The 17018-nt window shown below is 40.4% G+C and carries 18 protein-coding genes; 16 read left to right on the top strand and 2 right to left on the bottom strand.

From position 1 onward, the window contains the following. Positions 1-43: 43 nt before the first annotated feature. From HMPREF1125_RS09770 to sdbB, 6 genes are all read left to right on the top strand, one after another. On the top strand, positions 44-1303 hold the full coding sequence (locus HMPREF1125_RS09770) for a UDP-N-acetylglucosamine 1-carboxyvinyltransferase (RefSeq protein WP_001227077.1): 1260 nt from the start codon (positions 44-46) through the stop codon (positions 1301-1303). A gap of 15 nt (positions 1304-1318) precedes the next feature. Beyond that, complete coding sequence (locus HMPREF1125_RS09765) at positions 1319-1870, top strand: GNAT family N-acetyltransferase (protein ID WP_001028752.1); 552 nt, start codon at positions 1319-1321, stop codon at positions 1868-1870. Continuing rightward, positions 1863-3140, top strand: coding sequence for a CBS-HotDog domain-containing transcription factor SpxR (spxR, locus tag HMPREF1125_RS09760; protein WP_000033800.1), 1278 nt, complete (start codon positions 1863-1865; stop codon positions 3138-3140). Before HMPREF1125_RS09765 ends, spxR begins: the two co-directional genes overlap by 8 nt. A 15-nt stretch (positions 3141-3155) precedes the next feature. Then, entirely contained in the window at positions 3156-4016 is an 861-nt protein-coding gene (locus tag HMPREF1125_RS09755; RefSeq protein WP_000631554.1) for a methionyl aminopeptidase, read from the top strand. Between the two features lie 127 nt (positions 4017-4143). Then, positions 4144-4851: a thiol-disulfide oxidoreductase-associated membrane protein CcdA2 gene (ccdA2, locus tag HMPREF1125_RS09750; RefSeq protein ID WP_000443813.1), complete on the top strand. Its 708-nt coding sequence runs from the start codon at positions 4144-4146 to the stop codon at positions 4849-4851. Positions 4852-4863: 12 nt separating this feature from the next. Further along, positions 4864-5409, top strand: a complete 546-nt coding sequence (gene sdbB / locus HMPREF1125_RS09745) for a thiol-disulfide oxidoreductase-associated lipoprotein SdbB (RefSeq protein WP_000720084.1) — start codon at positions 4864-4866, stop codon at positions 5407-5409. 29 nt (positions 5410-5438) lie between these two features. Here the strand turns inward: sdbB and pbp3 are convergent, their stop codons facing one another. Continuing rightward, the gene (pbp3, locus tag HMPREF1125_RS09740; protein ID WP_000720622.1) at positions 5439-6674 is read right to left on the bottom strand and encodes a D-alanyl-D-alanine carboxypeptidase PBP3; all 1236 of its coding nucleotides are present in this window, start codon (positions 6672-6674) and stop codon (positions 5439-5441) included. Between the two features lie 103 nt (positions 6675-6777). Between pbp3 and HMPREF1125_RS09735 the strand changes: the two genes are divergently transcribed. From HMPREF1125_RS09735 to ffh, 5 genes are all read left to right on the top strand, one after another. Further along, the gene (locus HMPREF1125_RS09735; RefSeq protein ID WP_000489822.1) at positions 6778-7887 is read left to right on the top strand and encodes an AI-2E family transporter; all 1110 of its coding nucleotides are present in this window, start codon (positions 6778-6780) and stop codon (positions 7885-7887) included. A gap of 227 nt (positions 7888-8114) precedes the next feature. Then, complete coding sequence (gene tuf / locus HMPREF1125_RS09730; protein WP_001040716.1) at positions 8115-9311, top strand: elongation factor Tu; 1197 nt, start codon at positions 8115-8117, stop codon at positions 9309-9311. A 141-nt stretch (positions 9312-9452) separates the two neighbouring features. Continuing rightward, a complete protein-coding gene (locus HMPREF1125_RS09725; RefSeq protein ID WP_000402068.1) occupies positions 9453-9785 on the top strand; it encodes a putative DNA-binding protein in 333 nt (110 codons plus the stop codon). A 2-nt stretch (positions 9786-9787) separates the two neighbouring features. Next, a complete protein-coding gene (locus tag HMPREF1125_RS12890; protein ID WP_000534889.1) occupies positions 9788-10003 on the top strand; it encodes a hypothetical protein in 216 nt (71 codons plus the stop codon). 19 nt (positions 10004-10022) lie between these two features. Further along, a complete protein-coding gene (gene ffh / locus HMPREF1125_RS09720; RefSeq protein ID WP_000863601.1) occupies positions 10023-11594 on the top strand; it encodes a signal recognition particle protein in 1572 nt (523 codons plus the stop codon). An 82-nt stretch (positions 11595-11676) separates the two neighbouring features. Here the strand turns inward: ffh and guaA are convergent, their stop codons facing one another. Beyond that, positions 11677-13239, bottom strand: coding sequence for a glutamine-hydrolyzing GMP synthase (guaA, locus tag HMPREF1125_RS09715; protein ID WP_000065699.1), 1563 nt, complete (start codon positions 13237-13239; stop codon positions 11677-11679). 140 nt (positions 13240-13379) lie between these two features. On the opposite strand from guaA, the gene HMPREF1125_RS09710 reads away from it, so the two are divergent. From HMPREF1125_RS09710 to atpB, 5 genes are all read left to right on the top strand, one after another. Further along, positions 13380-14078 carry a GntR family transcriptional regulator gene (locus HMPREF1125_RS09710; protein WP_000936180.1) on the top strand — a complete coding sequence of 233 codons (699 nt, stop codon included), beginning with the start codon at positions 13380-13382 and terminating at the stop codon, positions 14076-14078. 136 nt (positions 14079-14214) lie between these two features. Continuing rightward, the gene (locus tag HMPREF1125_RS09705) at positions 14215-15501 is read left to right on the top strand and encodes a peptidase U32 family protein (RefSeq protein ID WP_000169103.1); all 1287 of its coding nucleotides are present in this window, start codon (positions 14215-14217) and stop codon (positions 15499-15501) included. Positions 15502-15515: 14 nt separating this feature from the next. Further along, on the top strand, positions 15516-15827 hold the full coding sequence (locus HMPREF1125_RS12645) for a CHY zinc finger protein (RefSeq protein WP_080585612.1): 312 nt from the start codon (positions 15516-15518) through the stop codon (positions 15825-15827). A gap of 231 nt (positions 15828-16058) precedes the next feature. Further along, the gene (locus tag HMPREF1125_RS09700; RefSeq protein WP_001054552.1) at positions 16059-16259 is read left to right on the top strand and encodes a F0F1 ATP synthase subunit C; all 201 of its coding nucleotides are present in this window, start codon (positions 16059-16061) and stop codon (positions 16257-16259) included. A 34-nt stretch (positions 16260-16293) separates the two neighbouring features. Then, entirely contained in the window at positions 16294-17007 is a 714-nt protein-coding gene (gene atpB, locus HMPREF1125_RS09695) for a F0F1 ATP synthase subunit A (protein WP_000392856.1), read from the top strand. Positions 17008-17018 lie beyond the last annotated feature (11 nt).

The raw sequence follows: 17018 nt of genomic DNA, 5'->3' as shown, positions 1-17018 counted from the left end.
TAGAATGAAAAGACCTTTTTAGTAAATTTTGAAAGAGTATAACATGAGAAAAATTGTCATCAATGGTGGACATCCATTGCAAGGTGAGATCACCATTAGCGGTGCTAAAAATAGTGTTGTAGCGCTTATTCCAGCTATTATCTTATCAGATGATATTGTCACTTTAGATTGTGTTCCAGATATTTCAGACGTTGCTAGTCTTGTAGAAATTATGGAGATTATGGGGGCAACTGTTAAGCGTTATGATGATGTCTTGGAAATCGATCCAAGAGGTGTTCAAAATATTCCTATGCCTTATGGTAAGATCAATAGCTTGCGTGCTTCTTATTATTTCTACGGAAGTCTCTTAGGTCGCTTTGGTGAAGCTACAGTTGGACTTCCTGGTGGATGTGATCTGGGGCCTCGTCCGATTGATCTTCACTTAAAAGCCTTTGAGGCCATGGGTGCTAAAGTTAGCTATGAGGGAGATAATATGAATTTATCTGCCCAAGGTAAGGGACTTCATGGCGCAAGTATTTACATGGATACCGTCAGCGTTGGTGCAACGATTAACACCATGATTGCTGCGGTCAAAGCTAAGGGGCGTACTGTCATTGAAAATGCGGCTCGTGAACCGGAAATTATCGATGTTGCTACCCTTTTGAACAATATGGGCGCTCACATTCGTGGTGCAGGGACTGATATTATCATTATTGATGGTGTTGAGAAACTTCATGGAACGCGTCACCAAGTCATTCCAGACCGTATCGAAGCTGGAACCTATATTTCACTTGCTGCAGCGGTAGGAAAAGGAATCCGTATTAACAACGTTCTCTATGAGCACTTAGAAGGTTTTATCGCCAAACTAGAGGAAATGGGCGTTCATATGACGGTCTCAGAAGACAGTATCTTCGTTGAAGAGCAGTCTGATTTGAAGGCTATCAATATCAAAACAGCTCCTTATCCTGGATTTGCAACTGATTTGCAACAGCCAATAACTCCGCTATTGCTGACTGCTCAAGGTCGTGGAACCATTATTGATACGATTTATGAAAAACGTGTTAACCATGTTTTTGAATTAGCAAAAATGGATGCGGATATTACGACTACAAATGATCATATTATCTACAATGGTGGTCGTAGATTGCACGGGGCAAGCGTAAAAGCTACAGACTTGCGAGCTGGTGCAGCGCTTGTTATTGCTGGCTTGATGGCTGAAGGTAAAACTGAAATTACAAATATTGAGTTTATCTTGCGTGGCTACTCAGATATTATTGAGAAATTACGTAGTCTCGGAGCGGATATTACACTCATTGAAGACTAAACCGTTGAGGTGATTATGAATATTTGGACCAAATTAGCAATGTTTTCTTTTTTTGAAACGGAGCGCTTGTATTTGCGTCCTTTCTTTTTTAGTGACAGTCAAGCATTTTACGAGATTGCTTCCAATCCTGAAAATTTGCAGTTTATTTTTCCTAGTCAATCAAGTTTAGAAGAAAGTCAATACGCGCTTGCCAACTATTTTATGAAGGCTCCTCTAGGTGTTTGGGCAATTTGTCTCCAAGGAAATCAGGAAATGATTGGCTCTATTAAATTTGAAAAGATTGATGAAATCAAAAAAGAAGCAGAAATTGGTTATTTCTTAAAAAAAGATTCTTGGTCACAAGGTTATATGACAGAAGTAGTTACCAAGCTTTGTCAGCTTTCCTTTGAAGAATTTGGTTTAAAACAATTATCCATCATCACTCATCTGGAGAATCAAGCTAGTCAAAAAGTAGCCTTAAAATCGGGCTTTAGTTTCGTCCGACAGTTTAAGGGAAGCGATCGCTATACACGAAAAATGAGGGACTATCTTGAATTTCGATACATAAAAGGAGAATTCAATGAGTAAACACCAGGAAATTTTGTCCTATCTGGAAGAGTTGCCAATTGGGAAGAGAGTTAGTGTTCGCAGTATTTCCAATCACCTAGGTGTTAGTGACGGAACAGCCTACCGAGCTATCAAAGAAGCTGAAAATCGTGGCATTGTTGAAACTCGGCCACGTAGTGGAACCATACGAGTTAAGCCAAAAAAAGTGGCTATTGAACGGCTGACCTATGCTGAAATTGCTGAAGTCACCTCCTCTGAAGTTTTAGCCGGTCAGGAAGGGCTAGAGAGAGAGTTTAGCAAATTCTCCATTGGGGCCATGACAGAGCAGAATATCCTGTCCTATCTCCATGATGGTGGTCTTGTGATCGTAGGTGACCGTACTCGTATTCAACTTTTAGCGCTGGAAAATGAAAATGCGGTCCTTGTGACAGGTGGTTTTCATGTCCAGGACGATGTTCTTGAGTTGGCTAATAAAAAAGGGATTCCAGTTCTGAGGAGTAAACATGACACTTTTACAGTAGCGACCATGATTAACAAGGCCCTCTCAAATGTTCAAATCAAAACCGATATTCTGACAGTCGAAAAGCTCTATCGTCCCAGTCACGAGTATGGTTTTTTGAGAGAAACGGATACAGTCAAAGACTATCTAGACTTGGTCCGTAAGAACAGAAGTAGTCGTTTTCCAGTCATTAACCAACATCAAGTGGTTGTCGGGGTTGTTACTATGCGTGACGCAGGAGACAAGTCTCCCAGCACGACGATTGACAAGGTGATGACGCGCAGTATCTTCGTAACAGGATTGGCGACCAATATTGCCAATGTCAGTCAACGAATGATTGCAGAAGACTTTGAGATGGTTCCCGTTGTCAGAAGCAACCAAACCCTACTCGGTGTCGTAACACGACGAGATGTCATGGAAAAGATGAGCCGTTCCCAAGTTTCTGCCTTGCCAACTTTCTCAGAGCAAATCGGGCAAAAACTATCTTACCATCATGATGAAGTCGTCATAACTGTTGAGCCCTTCATGTTGGAGAAAAATGGGGTCCTTGCTAATGGAGTCTTGGCTGAAATCCTCAACCATATGACACAAGACCTCGTTGTGAATAGCGGACGTAATCTCATCATTGAACAGATGTTGATTTATTTCTTGCAGGCTGTACAGATAGATGATACTCTGCGGATTCAGGCTCGTATTATTCACCACACGAGACGCTCAGCTATTATTGATTATGATATTTATCATGGTCATCAGATTGTTTCAAAAGCAAATGTTACGGTTAAAATTAATTAGAATCTAGGAGAAAAAATGATAACTTTAAAATCAGCACGTGAAATCGAAGCCATGGACAAGGCTGGTGATTTCCTAGCAAGTATCCATATAGGCTTACGTGATTTGATTAAGCCAGGCGTGGATATGTGGGAAGTTGAAGAGTACGTTCGTCGACGTTGTAAAGAGGAGAATTTCCTTCCTTTACAGATTGGCGTGGATGGGGCAGTCATGGATTATCCCTATGCCACTTGTTGCTCTCTCAACGATGAAGTAGCTCACGCTTTTCCACGTCATTATATCTTGAAAGATGGCGATTTGCTCAAGGTTGATATGGTACTGGGTGGTCCGATTGCCAAATCCGACCTTAATGTATCTAAACTCAACTTCAACAATGTTGAGCAAATGAAAAAATACACCCAAAGTTATACTGGTGGTTTAGCAGATTCATGCTGGGCTTATGCGGTTGGTACACCGTCTGAAGAAGTGAAAAACTTGATGGACGTGACCAAGGAAGCTATGTATATAGGGATTGAGAAAGCAGTTCTTGGCAATCGCATCGGTGATATCGGTGCGGCCATTCAAGAATACGCTGAAAGTCGCGGTTATGGTGTCGTACGTGATTTGGTTGGTCATGGTGTTGGTCCAACTATGCACGAAGAGCCAATGGTTCCTAACTACGGTATAGCAGGCCGTGGGCTCCGTCTCCGTGAAGGAATGGTACTAACCATTGAACCCATGATCAATACTGGTGACTGGGAAATTGATACAGATATGAAAACTGGCTGGGCTCATAAGACTATAGATGGTGGCCTGTCTTGCCAATATGAACACCAGTTCGTGATTACCAAAGACGGTCCAGTTATCTTGACTAGTCAAGGTGAAGAAGGAACGTATTAAAATAAAGGGAGCTTAGCTCCTTTTTTTGTGTCAAATGTAGATAAAATAAACAAGCGTAGCAAACTTCTTACAATTTTTTTCTTTTATAGTAAAATAAGATTAGAATTTTGTGAAAGTAGGTAATTCGTTGGAGTCTATTATATTTTTAGTATCGGTTTTTTTAGCAGGTATTCTGTCCTTCTTTTCACCCTGCATCTTTCCTTTGCTACCTGTCTATGCTGGTATTTTACTGGATGATCAGGGAAATTCAAAAAGCTTTCGATTTTTCGGAAGAGACGTTGCATGGTCGGGCTTAATTCGGACCTTGTGCTTTATTGCTGGGATCTCCCTCATTTTCTTTATTTTGGGATTTGGAGCGGGATTCCTAGGGCATATGCTCTATGCTGACTGGTTTCGTTATGTTATGGGAGCAGTCATTATCCTCTTGGGCCTTCACCAGATGGAAATCTTACATTTCAATAAACTGGAGGTTCAAAAGACAGTCACCTTCAAACAATCTAAGTCGAATCACTATCTGTCAGCCTTTTTACTTGGGATAACCTTTAGTTTTGGTTGGACCCCTTGTATCGGACCAGTCTTAAGTTCAGTCTTGGCCCTAGCAGCTTCAGGTGGCAATGGTGCTTGGCAAGGAGCCGTGTTAACATTAGTATACACATTGGGAATGGCCCTTCCTTTCATTGTTTTGGCCTTGGCTTCGGGCTGGATTATGCCCTATTTTAGTAAATTAAAACCCCATATAATTCTACTAAAGAAAATCGGGGGAGCTTTGATTATTTTGATGGGATTATTATTAATGCTAGGGCAGTTAAATGCCTTGTCAGGAATTCTTGGATAAAAGGAGAAAAAGATGAAAAAAATTATTTTTACAGGATTGAGTATTATGTCTCTATTCTTGTTGATTGCCTGTGGTGAAAAAGAAACCAAACAGACAAGCAGTCCAAAACAACCCGCTGTACAACAAATCGCAGTCGGTAAGGATGCACCAGACTTCACCTTGCAGTCTATGAATGGCAAAGAAGTGAAGTTATCAGACTATAAAGGGAAAAAAGTTTATTTGAAATTCTGGGCTTCTTGGTGTGGACCATGTAAAAAAAGCATGCCTGAGTTGATGGAATTAGCTGCCAAACAAGATCGAGACTTTGAAATCTTGAGTGTCATTGCACCAGGTCTACAAGGTGAAAAAACAGTTCAAGACTTTCCAAAATGGTTTCAAGAACAAGGCTACAAGGATATTCCAGTTCTATATGATACGCAAGCAACTACCTTCCAAGCCTACCAAATTCGTAGTATTCCAACGGAATACTTGATTGACAGTCAAGGTAAAATTGGGAAAATTCAGTTCGGTGCTATTAGCAATGCAGATGCAGAAGCGGCTTTTAAAGAAATGAAATAAAGAAAAAATCGCGATTGTTCGCGATTTTTTTATAGTTTTTCATTGATAAAGCGGATAAAACGATTCCACCAAACCTTCAAAAAGAAGGCATTTTCTACTTTCTTTTCAGCGACCATTTCAAAAGATGGTTTTTCTGAAGTGAGGTAGCCTTGACCCACCAAATCTTGGTCATCATAGGTTAGAGTACCGACAACCTTGCCTTCTTCCAGTGGAGCTATTTCTGATTTTGGTGTGAATTGAAGAGCTGATGTTGTTTCACTTCCAACTCGTTGGACGATTGCAATATCTGACTTAGCAATTGCAGCTACCTTATCTTCTTTCCCGTCAAGTACTGTCACTTTACTATCTTTATAGGTTTCGCCTTTCTGAACGACAGTTTTTAAAGCAAAGTTCGCAGAAACATAATCTAAAAGTGAAGAAGTTGCAGTAAAACGTGCATAAGGGTTGATATCTTGTTGGTCCGCATTTAAAACAACCGTAATGATACGCATTCCTTTTTCAACGGTTGTTCCAACGAAAGAGGCACCGGCTTTGTCGGTAGTACCTGTTTTCAAACCGTCGACACCACCACGATAGGCTGGCATTCCTTCCAACATATAGTTGGTTGAGTGGATTTCAAGTCCAGCAAAAGTAGAAGTTGGTTTTTTGGTGATTTCCAACACTTGAGGATAATCTCGGATGAGATTACGAGCGACGATTGCAACATCGTAGGCACTCAACTTGTTTTCATCATCTTTTTTAGAACCTGGATAGATATTATCGCCAAGGGTCTCATTATTTAAACCAGTTGTGTTTACAATTGTTGCATCTTGGATTCCCCATTCAAGAAGTTTAGCCCTCATTTTGTCTACAAAGTCTTTCTCAGAACCAGCAATCTTTTCTGCTAGCGCAATCGCAGCACTGTTCGCGCTGGATACCATTGTAGCCTCTAATAGTTGTTCAACAGTATAATTTCGAGCTTCCATAGGGACGTTACTCGCCTCAGAATTGGTTGTAAGTTTGTAAGGATAGTCCGAAATATCAACAGGTGTAGATAGGCTGATAGTTCCTTGTTCCAGAGCTTCATAGACCAAATAAACTGTAACCAGTTTCGTAATAGAAGCAATTTCTACAGGCTGATTTGCATCTTTTTCATAGAGGATTTTTCCAGTTGTAGCCTCGACAGCAATGGCATGTTTAGCAGCAACATCAAACTCCTGAGCAGAAACAGTAGAAACTGTTCCAAAAACAAAAAGTGTTATAAAAGATAGAATTATTTTTTTCATATTAGCTTTATTTTATCATAAAGAAAAAAAATATTCTCACTTTTATACTAAAGCCATCTTATCTTTTGAAGAAATATGATAAAATAAATAGAGGAGGATGCCTATGTTCCGTAGAAACAAATTATTTTTTTGGACAGCTGAAATTTTATTATTAACACTGATTTTCTATCTTTGGAGAGAGATGGGAGCGATTATTACTCCTTTCGTGACGGTTGTGAATACCATCATGATTCCATTTTTGTTAGGTGGATTTTTTTACTACATTACCAATCCAATCGTTACCTTTTTGGAAAAGAGATGTAAGATTAATCGTCTAATTGGTGTCTTGGTCACTCTCTGTGCTTTAATTGGTGCCATCGTTGTAGGTGTTGTTTATCTCTTACCGATTTTGATTAATCAGTTGACAAGCTTGATTATTTCTAGTCAAAACATCTATAGTAGACTACAAGATTTGATCATTGATTTGTCCATGAATCCAGTCTTCCAAAATATTGATATTCAACAAACCATTCAACAACTTAACCTCTCCTATGTGGATATCCTCCAGAATATCCTTAATAGCGTCAGCAATAGTTTAGGAAGTGTTCTTTCAGCCTTGTTTAGTACAGTTCTGATTCTCATTATGACCCCTGTATTCTTGATTTATTTCTTGTTGGATGGTCATAAGTTGCTACCAATGTTGGAACGTACTGTCTTAAAACATGACAAATTGAATCTTTCTAGCCTTTTAACCAATCTCAATACAACCATAGCGCGCTATATCAGTGGAATTGCGATTGATGCTGTTATTATCGGATGTTTAGCCTATATTGGTTATAGCGTTATCGGATTAAAGTACGCTCTTGTTTTTGCTATTTTCTCTGGAATCGCAAATTTAATTCCTTATGTTGGTCCAAGTATTGGCTTGATTCCAATGGTGATTGCGAATGTGTTCACGGATCCTCATCGTATGTTGATTGCGGTTGCTTATATGCTTATTATTCAGCAAATCGATGGAAATGTTCTCTATCCACGTATCGTTGGAGGGGTTATGAAAGTGCATCCGATTACGATTTTGGTGCTCCTCTTACTGTCAAGTAATATCTACGGCGTCATAGGGATGATTGTAGCAGTGCCAACCTATTCTATTCTCAAAGAAATCACTAAGTTCTTGGCGAAATTATATGAAAATCATAAGGAAGCTAAAGAACTGGAAAAATCAGAATCCATTTAGAATCAGGGGAACCTGATTTTTTTGTGAGCATAATACCGCTAGAATGAAATAAGCTTGAATTGTATAAAGAAGCAGAAGAACAGCACTTTGTAAGATTCAGATTAATTCATAAAATATGTGTAAAACACTTGCAATTTAGCAGAAATTTGATAAAATAGTAAGGAAAGTTAGACTGTATTGCCTACTGTCTATCTATAAAATATATTTTATTGGAGGCTTTTACTCAAATGGCAAAAGAAAAATACGATCGTAGTAAACCACACGTTAACATTGGTACTATCGGACACGTTGACCACGGTAAAACTACTTTGACTGCAGCTATCACAACTGTTTTGGCACGTCGCTTGCCTTCAGCAGTTAACCAACCTAAAGACTATGCGTCTATCGATGCTGCTCCAGAAGAACGCGAACGCGGTATCACTATCAACACTGCGCACGTTGAGTATGAAACTGCAAAACGTCACTATGCTCACATCGACGCTCCAGGACACGCGGACTACGTTAAAAACATGATCACTGGTGCCGCTCAAATGGACGGAGCTATCCTTGTAGTAGCTTCAACTGACGGACCAATGCCACAAACTCGTGAACACATCCTTCTTTCACGTCAAGTTGGTGTTAAACACCTTATCGTCTTCATGAACAAAATTGACTTGGTAGACGACGAAGAATTGCTTGAATTGGTTGAAATGGAAATCCGTGACCTCTTGTCAGAATACGACTTCCCAGGCGACGAGCTTCCAGTTATCCAAGGTTCAGCTCTTAAAGCACTTGAAGGTGATACTAAATATGAAGACATCATCATGGAATTGATGGATACTGTTGATGAGTACATCCCAGAACCAGAACGTGATACAGATAAACCATTGCTTCTCCCAGTCGAAGACGTATTCTCAATCACTGGACGTGGTACTGTTGCTTCAGGACGTATCGACCGCGGTACTGTTCGTGTCAACGACGAAATCGAAATCGTTGGTATCAAAGACGAAACTAAAAAAGCAGTTGTTACTGGTGTTGAAATGTTCCGTAAACAACTTGATGAAGGTCTTGCCGGAGATAACGTAGGTGTACTTCTTCGTGGTATTCAACGTGACGAAATCGAACGTGGACAAGTTATCGCTAAACCAGGTTCAATCAATCCACACACTAAATTCAAAGGTGAAGTCTACATCCTTACTAAAGAAGAAGGTGGACGTCACACTCCATTCTTCAACAACTACCGCCCACAATTCTACTTCCGTACTACTGACGTTACAGGTTCAATCGAACTTCCAGCAGGTACTGAAATGGTAATGCCTGGTGATAACGTGACTATCGACGTTGAGTTGATCCACCCAATCGCCGTAGAACAAGGTACTACATTCTCTATCCGTGAGGGTGGACGTACTGTTGGTTCAGGTATGGTTACAGAAATCGAAGCTTAATTCGATTAAGTTCCCAGAAGAACAATTATTTAAGTCAGACACTAAAAGAATCTTGCCTTGCAAGGTTCTTTTTTTATTCTTGATCTATTTAAAGTGCTCCTACTCTAGCAGTATAATCGTTTTTTTGGTATAATAAAAGTTATGGAAATCGAAAAAACCAATCGTATGAATGCGCTTTTTGAATTTTATGCTGCGCTTTTGACAGACAAGCAGATGAACTATATTGAACTCTACTATGCTGATGACTACAGTCTTGCTGAGATTGCTGAAGAGTTCGGTGTCAGTCGTCAAGCTGTTTATGATAATATCAAGCGGACGGAAAAGATTCTAGAAGATTATGAGATGAAATTGCACATGTATTCGGACTACATTGTCCGCAGTCAGATTTTTGACCAGATCTTGGAGCGTTATCCTAAGGATGACTTTCTGCAGGAGCAGATAGAAGTTTTAACAAGCATTGATAATAGAGAATAAGTGTGGGAAGTATAGTCATCTACAAAGGTATACCCTGTACACTATTAGCTGCTGAGGAACCTTTTCCCATAAGACTACAAATCCTCTCACCTGATTCTATCTCCAGAGCTCTTCAAGAGGGATTTAGCTGTTGGGGATATCCAAATGAGATAATGAAAGAAGTCACTCCAGAAGAACTTGTTTGTTTACAAGATTTTGGACGTTTTCCACCGAATTAATGAAACATAGGAGAAAAAAATGGCATTTGAAAGTTTAACAGAACGTTTGCAGAACGTCTTTAAAAATCTACGTAAAAAGGGAAAAATTTCTGAGGCTGATGTCCAAGAAGCAACCAAAGAGATTCGTTTGGCCTTGCTGGAAGCTGACGTTGCCTTGCCTGTTGTAAAGGATTTTATCAAGAAGGTTCGTGAGCGTGCAGTAGGGCACGACGTCATTGATACCCTTAATCCAGCACAACAGATTATCAAAATCGTTGATGAGGAACTGACGGCTGTTTTAGGTTCCGATACGGCAGAGATTATCAAGTCACCAAAAATTCCAACCATTATCATGATGGTCGGTTTGCAAGGGGCTGGTAAAACGACCTTTGCTGGTAAGCTGGCTAATAAACTCAAGAAGGAAGAAAATGCTCGTCCTTTGATGATTGCGGCGGATATTTATCGTCCAGCAGCCATCGATCAGCTGAAAACACTTGGACAGCAGATTGATGTTCCTGTTTTCGCTCTTGGAACAGAAGTACCAGCTGTTGAGATTGTTCGACAAGGTTTGGAGCAAGCACAAGCCAATCATAACGACTATGTCTTAATCGATACGGCAGGTCGTTTACAGATTGATGAACTTCTCATGAATGAGCTTCGTGACGTAAAAGCATTGGCCCAACCAAACGAAATTCTACTCGTAGTGGACGCCATGATTGGTCAGGAAGCGGCTAATGTTGCCCGTGAGTTTAATGTTCAGTTAGAAGTGACTGGTGTTATCCTTACCAAGATTGATGGGGATACTCGTGGTGGTGCGGCTTTGTCTGTTCGCCACATCACTGGTAAACCTATCAAGTTCACTGGTACGGGTGAAAAGATTACAGATATCGAAACCTTCCACCCAGACCGTATGTCAAGCCGTATCCTTGGCATGGGGGATATGCTGACCTTGATTGAGAAAGCTTCTCAGGAATACGATGAGCAGAAAGCCCTTGAAATGGCTGAAAAGATGCGTGAAAACACCTTTGATTTCAATGATTTCATTGATCAATTGGATCAGGTGCAAAACATGGGGCCTATGGAAGACTTGCTCAAGATGATTCCAGGTATGGCTAATAATTCTGCCCTTCAAAATATGAAGGTGGATGAGCGCCAGATAGCTCGCAAACGTGCCATTGTGTCTTCCATGACACCTGAAGAACGTGAAAACCCTGATTTGTTAAATCCAAGTCGTCGCCGTCGTATCGCTGCAGGTTCTGGAAATACCTTTGTCGAAGTCAATAAATTCATCAAAGACTTTAACCAGGCTAAACAGCTTATGCAAGGTATCATGTCTGGGGATATGAACAAGATGATGAAGCAGATGGGAATCAATCCAAATAACCTTCCTAAAAATATGCCAAATATGGGAGGGATGGATATGTCAGCCCTTGAAGGCATGATGGGACAAGGTGGAATGCCCGATATGTCAGCTCTTGGAGGAGCAGGCATGCCAGATATGACCCAGATGTTTGGTGGCGGACTTAAAGGTAGAATTGGCGAATTCGCCATGAAACAGTCTATGAAACGCATGGCCAACAAAATGAAAAAAGCGAAGAAGAAACGCAAATAAAAAAAGGAAAGCAGAAATGCTTTCCCTGCATATAAAAAAGAACTCTGAATCTGATTCAGAGTTCTTTTTAAGTGCGATTGGCCTATTCCCACTCAACGGTTGCAGGTGGTTTACTTGTAATATCGTAGACGATGCGGTTAACGTGGTCCACTTCGTTGACGATACGTACAGAAATCTTTTGAAGGACTTCCCAAGGAATCTTGGCAAAGTCAGCTGTCATACCATCGATAGAAGTGATAGCACGAATGGCAATCGTGTAGTCATAAGTACGACCATCACCCATAACACCAACTGAACGAACGCCTGTGTTGACAGTGAAATATTGCCAGATATCACGGTCAAGTCCAGCTTTAGCGATTTCTTCACGAAGGATAGCATCAGACTCACGAACAGTTTCTAGTTTTTCTTCAGTGATTTCACCCATGACACGGATAGCGAGACCTGGTCCTGGGAATGGTTGGCGCCATACGATGTGGTCTGGCATACCAAGCTCTGTACCGAGGGCACGGACTTCGTCTTTATAAAGAGTGTTCAATGGTTCAATCAATTCAAACTGCATGTCTTCTGGAAGACCACCAACGTTGTGGTGTGACTTGATGGTTTGGGCTGTATCTGTACCAGACTCAATCACGTCAGTGTAAAGCGTTCCCTGAGCAAGGAATTTTACATCTTTTAGCTTGCTTGCTTCGTCATCAAAGACATAAACAAATTCGTTACCAATGATTTTCCGTTTTTGCTCAGGATCAGAAACGCCAGTAAGTTTGTCAAGGAAGCGTTTTGCAGCGTCTGCTTTGACGATATTCAAACCAAACTTACCACCAAGCATGTCCATAACTTGGTCAGCCTCTCCCTTACGGAGAAGACCGTGATCTACAAAGATACAGATTAATTGATCACCGATTGCTTTTTGAAGAAGAACCCCAACAACAGAAGAGTCAACACCACCTGATAGACCTAGAAGAACACGCTTGTCACCTACAGTTTCACGGATTTTCTTGATCTGCATGTCGATGAAGTTGTCCATTGACCAGTCGCCTTTAGCCTTACAGATGTTAAGGGCAAAGTTGCGAAGGATATCATTTCCGTATACAGAATGGCGCACTTCTGGGTGGAATTGGATACCGTAAATGTGCTTTTCTGGGTTTTCAATAGCTGCATAAGGACAGTCAGCAGAAGTGCCAGTACGAACAAAATCAGCTGGAATCTCTGTAACAGCATCGCCATGACTCATCAAAACAATCTGTTCTTCAGGAGTCCCTTCAAAGAGGGCAGAAGTGGTATGAGTAAGTGGTGATTGGCCATACTCGCGGTTACCAGCATCACCTGCAGGAACAACTTTTCCTCCAAGTTTATGAGTTAAAAGTTGCATACCATAGCAGATTCCCAAAATTGGAATGCCAAGTTCAAAAATTTCTGGGTCAATATCAAATGAACCATCTTCGTATACAGAGTTTGGTCCACCAGAGAGGATGATCCCTACAGGGTTAATCGCACGAACCTCTGCAGCTGAGATTTTGTGACTTTTTAGCTCTGAAAAAACACCAATTTCACGAATACGGCGTGAAATCAGCTGGTTGTATTGGCTACCATAGTCCAGCACGATGATTTTTTCGACATCTTGCAAATCAGTTGAAATGTTGCTCATCTTTTTCCTTTCTCAAAAGAAATATCTTTTTCAATATTCTATCACAAATAGGGGCGAATTACCAACTAAACAAGGCAAAGTTTGACTTTTTCTTAGCAAATACGGTACAATGGAGAAAATAAAGAAAAGAAGTGAGAATCATGTTACCAGCTTATATGAAAATCCACGATCAGATCAAGAAGGATATAGATGAGCATCATTGGAAAATCGGGGAGAGACTTCCAAGTGAGCGAGATTTAGCTGAACAGTTTCAAGTTAGCCGGATGACATTACGTCAAGCTATCTCTCTCTTGGTTGAGGAAGGGGTTTTGGAGCGTCGTGTAGGGAGTGGGACTTTTGTCTCTAGTACTCGTGTCCAAGAAAAAATGCGGGGAACGACTAGTTTTACGGAGATTGTCAAATCTCAGGGGAAAGTACCTTCTAGCCAACTCATTTCTTACAGAAGAACCATTCCAAATGAGCAAGAGGTCGCAAAGCTGGGGATTACTCCGACAGAGAATATTATCCGCATGGAGCGGGTGCGTTATGCTGACCAAGTACCACTAGTCTATGAAGTAGCATCTATTCCTGAGAAATTTATTAAGGACTTCAAAAAAGAAGAAGTAACTAGTCACTTCTTTCAAACCTTGCAAAAATATGGCTACCGGATTGGCAAATCCCAACAGATCATTTATGCGAGATTGGCTAAGGAAAAGATAGCTCACTATCTGGAAGTCGAAAAGGGGCATGCGATTCTAGCCTTGACTCAGGTTTCCTATCTTGATGATGGGACGGCTTTTGAATATGTTAAGAGTCAGTATGTGGGTGAACGTTTTGAATTTTATCTTGAAAACAACTAGTCTCAGAAGATTAGTTTTTTCTTTTTGAAAAGATTAGAATTGTCAAAACAATCTTTCTAGACTTGATTTTATCCATTATTTACTATAAAATGAGAAGGAAAAACGTCAAACTTTTATATTGCAAATAGGAGAAAAAATGACAAAAACATTAAAACGTCCTGAGGTTTTATCACCTGCGGGGACTTTAGAGAAGCTAAAAGTAGCTGTTCAATACGGTGCGGACGCAGTCTTCATTGGTGGACAGGCCTATGGTCTTCGTAGCCGTGCAGGAAACTTTACCTTTGAACAGATGGAAGAAGGCGTGCAGTTCGCCGCTAAGTATGGTGCTAAGGTCTATGTGGCTGCCAATATGGTCATGCATGAAGGAAATGAAGCTGGTGCTGGTGAATGGTTCCGTAAGTTGCGTGATATCGGGATTGCGGCAGTTATCGTGTCAGATCCTGCCTTGATTATGATTGCAGCAACAGAAGCGCCAGGTCTTGAAATCCATCTTTCAACTCAAGCCAGTGCGACCAACTATGAAACTCTTGAGTTCTGGAAAGAACTTGGTCTAACTCGTGTGGTTTTAGCTCGTGAGGTTTCCATGGAAGAATTGGCAGAAATTCGTAAACGTACAGACGTTGAGATTGAAGCCTTTGTCCATGGAGCCATGTGTATTTCTTACTCAGGTCGTTGTACGCTTTCAAACCACATGAGTATGCGTGATGCTAACCGCGGAGGCTGTTCTCAGTCTTGCCGTTGGAAATACGACCTCTACGATATGCCCTTTGGCCAAGAACGTAAGAGCCTTAAGGGTGAAATCCCAGAAGAATTTTCAATGTCTGCCGTTGATATGTCTATGATTGACCATATCCCAGATATGATTGAAAATGGTGTAGATAGTCTCAAGATTGAAGGTCGAATGAAGTCTATTCACTATGTTTCAACAGTAACAAACTGCTACAAGGCGGCTGTGGATGCTTACCTTGAAAGCCCAGAAAAATTTGAAGCTATTAAACAAGACCTGGTAGATGAGATGTGGAAAGTTGCCCAGCGTGAATTGGCAACAGGTTTCTACTATAGCACACCTACAGAAAATGAACAGTTGTTTGGTGCACGTCGTAAAATCCCTGAATACAAGTTTGTCGCTGAGGTGGTTTCTTATGATGATGCAACCCAGACAGCAACCATTCGTCAACGGAATGTTATCAATGAAGGAGATCAAGTTGAGTTTTATGGACCAGGTTTCCGTCATTTTGAAACCTATATCGAAAATCTTCACGATTCTAAAGGCAATAAAATCGACCGTGCTCCAAATCCAATGGAACTCTTGACCATTAAGGTTCCTCAACCTGTGCAAGCTGGGGATATGGTTCGAGCTCTCAAAGAAGGTCTTATCAATCTCTATAAGGAAGACGGGACAAGTGTCACAGTTCGTGCCTAGATAAGGAAAAGTGAATGATTCAAGTGCAAGGATTGTTGGTAGATAATGAAGGCAGATGTATTCATTACCATGGCGAAAAGGACATCGTTTCCCTCCAGTGTTATGAGTGTAAAAAATACTATGCTTGCTATCAGTGCCACGATGCTATAGAAACGCATTTGTTTTCACCTTACCCCTTGACGCTTACCGAGGATCGACCGATTTTATGTGGGGCTTGTAAGAGGACAATAACATTTCAAGAATACCAAAAACAAATAGCCTGCCCTTATTGCAAATCTCCATTTAATCCAGGGTGTAAACAACACTATTCCTACTATTTCAAATAAAATGAATCTATCCAAGTTCTAAACTTGGATTTTTCAATTTATTTCAGAAAATATAGAAAAAGTGGAAACACATTTCATCATAAAATGATAAACTTATCTATACAGTGGTATAAAAATAGCAAAAATAGAAATAAATCATCTGAAACGCTTCCAACGTAAGTAAAAAGTTGACAAAAACAAATTTTAGGACTAAACTAAGTAAGTAAATTTTAAATAAAAGGAGAATTCATCATGAATTTAACATTTTTCGGTCTATGTCTTGCCTGTATGGGTGTATCTCTTGCAGAAGGATTTTTGATGAACGGTTTGTTCAAGTCTGCAGCACGCCAACCAGATATCATCCCACAATTGCGTAGTTTGATGATCATGGGGATTGCGTTTATCGAAGGAACATTCTTTGTAACTCTCGTATTTTCATTTATCATCAAATAAAGAGAAGTATAAAATGGAAAAGGGAGGATTCTAGATGGAAGAAAGTATCAATCCAACCATCAATATTGGTCCTGTTACCTTTGATTTAACCTTGACAGCATTGACTTTGTTGTCTGTGGCACTGATTTTTGGCTTTATCTATTGGGCAAGTCGTAATATGACTGTGAAACCCAAAGGAAAGCAAAATGTACTAGAGTATCTCTATGACTTTGTAGTCGGATTTACAGAACCCAACGTAGGTTCTCGGTACATGAAAGATTACTCACTCTTTTACTTGTGTTTATTTCTTTTTATGGTTATCGCAAACAATCTTGGTTTGATGGCGAAACTTCAAACTACAGATGGGACAAACCTTTGGACATCGCCAACTGCAAATCTCCAGTTTGACTTGGCTTTGTCATTTGGAATTATCCTGATGACCCATATAGAAGGAATTCGTCGCCGTGGTGTTAAAAAGTATCTGAAAGGCTTTGTTACCCCAGGTTTTATGACACCGATGAATCTCCTTGAAGAAGTCACGAATTTCCTATCACTTGCTTTGCGGGTGTTCGGGAATATCTTTGCCGGAGAAGTGATGGCAAGCTTGCTTATTACTCTTTCTCATCAGGCTCTTTATTGGTATCCAGTCGCATTTGTTACCAATCTTGTCTGGACGGCATTCTCTGTGTTTATTTCCTGTGTTCAGGCCTATGTATTCACAGTCTTGTCTTCAATGTATCTAGGAAATAAAATTAATGATGAAGAGTAGAAAGGAGTAAA

The sequence above is a fragment of the Streptococcus oralis SK304 genome (assembly GCF_000287715.1).
Classification (GTDB): Bacteria; Bacillota; Bacilli; order Lactobacillales; family Streptococcaceae; genus Streptococcus; species Streptococcus oralis_Y.
This window is presented reverse-complemented; position numbering and strand designations above follow the sequence as displayed.

Coding starts and splice junctions, on each gene's coding strand:
- HMPREF1125_RS09770 (WP_001227077.1), top strand. CDS start 44: ATGAGAAAAATTGTCATCAATGGTGGACATCCATTGCAAGGTGAGATC.
- HMPREF1125_RS09765 (WP_001028752.1), top strand. CDS start 1,319: ATGAATATTTGGACCAAATTAGCAATGTTTTCTTTTTTTGAAACGGAG.
- spxR (WP_000033800.1), top strand. CDS start 1,863: ATGAGTAAACACCAGGAAATTTTGTCCTATCTGGAAGAGTTGCCAATT.
- HMPREF1125_RS09755 (WP_000631554.1), top strand. CDS start 3,156: ATGATAACTTTAAAATCAGCACGTGAAATCGAAGCCATGGACAAGGCT.
- sdbB (WP_000720084.1), top strand. CDS start 4,864: ATGAAAAAAATTATTTTTACAGGATTGAGTATTATGTCTCTATTCTTG.
- pbp3 (WP_000720622.1), bottom strand. CDS start 6,674: ATGAAAAAAATAATTCTATCTTTTATAACACTTTTTGTTTTTGGAACA.
- HMPREF1125_RS09735 (WP_000489822.1), top strand. CDS start 6,778: ATGTTCCGTAGAAACAAATTATTTTTTTGGACAGCTGAAATTTTATTA.
- tuf (WP_001040716.1), top strand. CDS start 8,115: ATGGCAAAAGAAAAATACGATCGTAGTAAACCACACGTTAACATTGGT.
- HMPREF1125_RS09725 (WP_000402068.1), top strand. CDS start 9,453: ATGGAAATCGAAAAAACCAATCGTATGAATGCGCTTTTTGAATTTTAT.
- ffh (WP_000863601.1), top strand. CDS start 10,023: ATGGCATTTGAAAGTTTAACAGAACGTTTGCAGAACGTCTTTAAAAAT.
- guaA (WP_000065699.1), bottom strand. CDS start 13,239: ATGAGCAACATTTCAACTGATTTGCAAGATGTCGAAAAAATCATCGTG.
- HMPREF1125_RS09710 (WP_000936180.1), top strand. CDS start 13,380: ATGTTACCAGCTTATATGAAAATCCACGATCAGATCAAGAAGGATATA.
- HMPREF1125_RS09705 (WP_000169103.1), top strand. CDS start 14,215: ATGACAAAAACATTAAAACGTCCTGAGGTTTTATCACCTGCGGGGACT.
- HMPREF1125_RS12645 (WP_080585612.1), top strand. CDS start 15,516: ATGATTCAAGTGCAAGGATTGTTGGTAGATAATGAAGGCAGATGTATT.
- HMPREF1125_RS09700 (WP_001054552.1), top strand. CDS start 16,059: ATGAATTTAACATTTTTCGGTCTATGTCTTGCCTGTATGGGTGTATCT.
- atpB (WP_000392856.1), top strand. CDS start 16,294: ATGGAAGAAAGTATCAATCCAACCATCAATATTGGTCCTGTTACCTTT.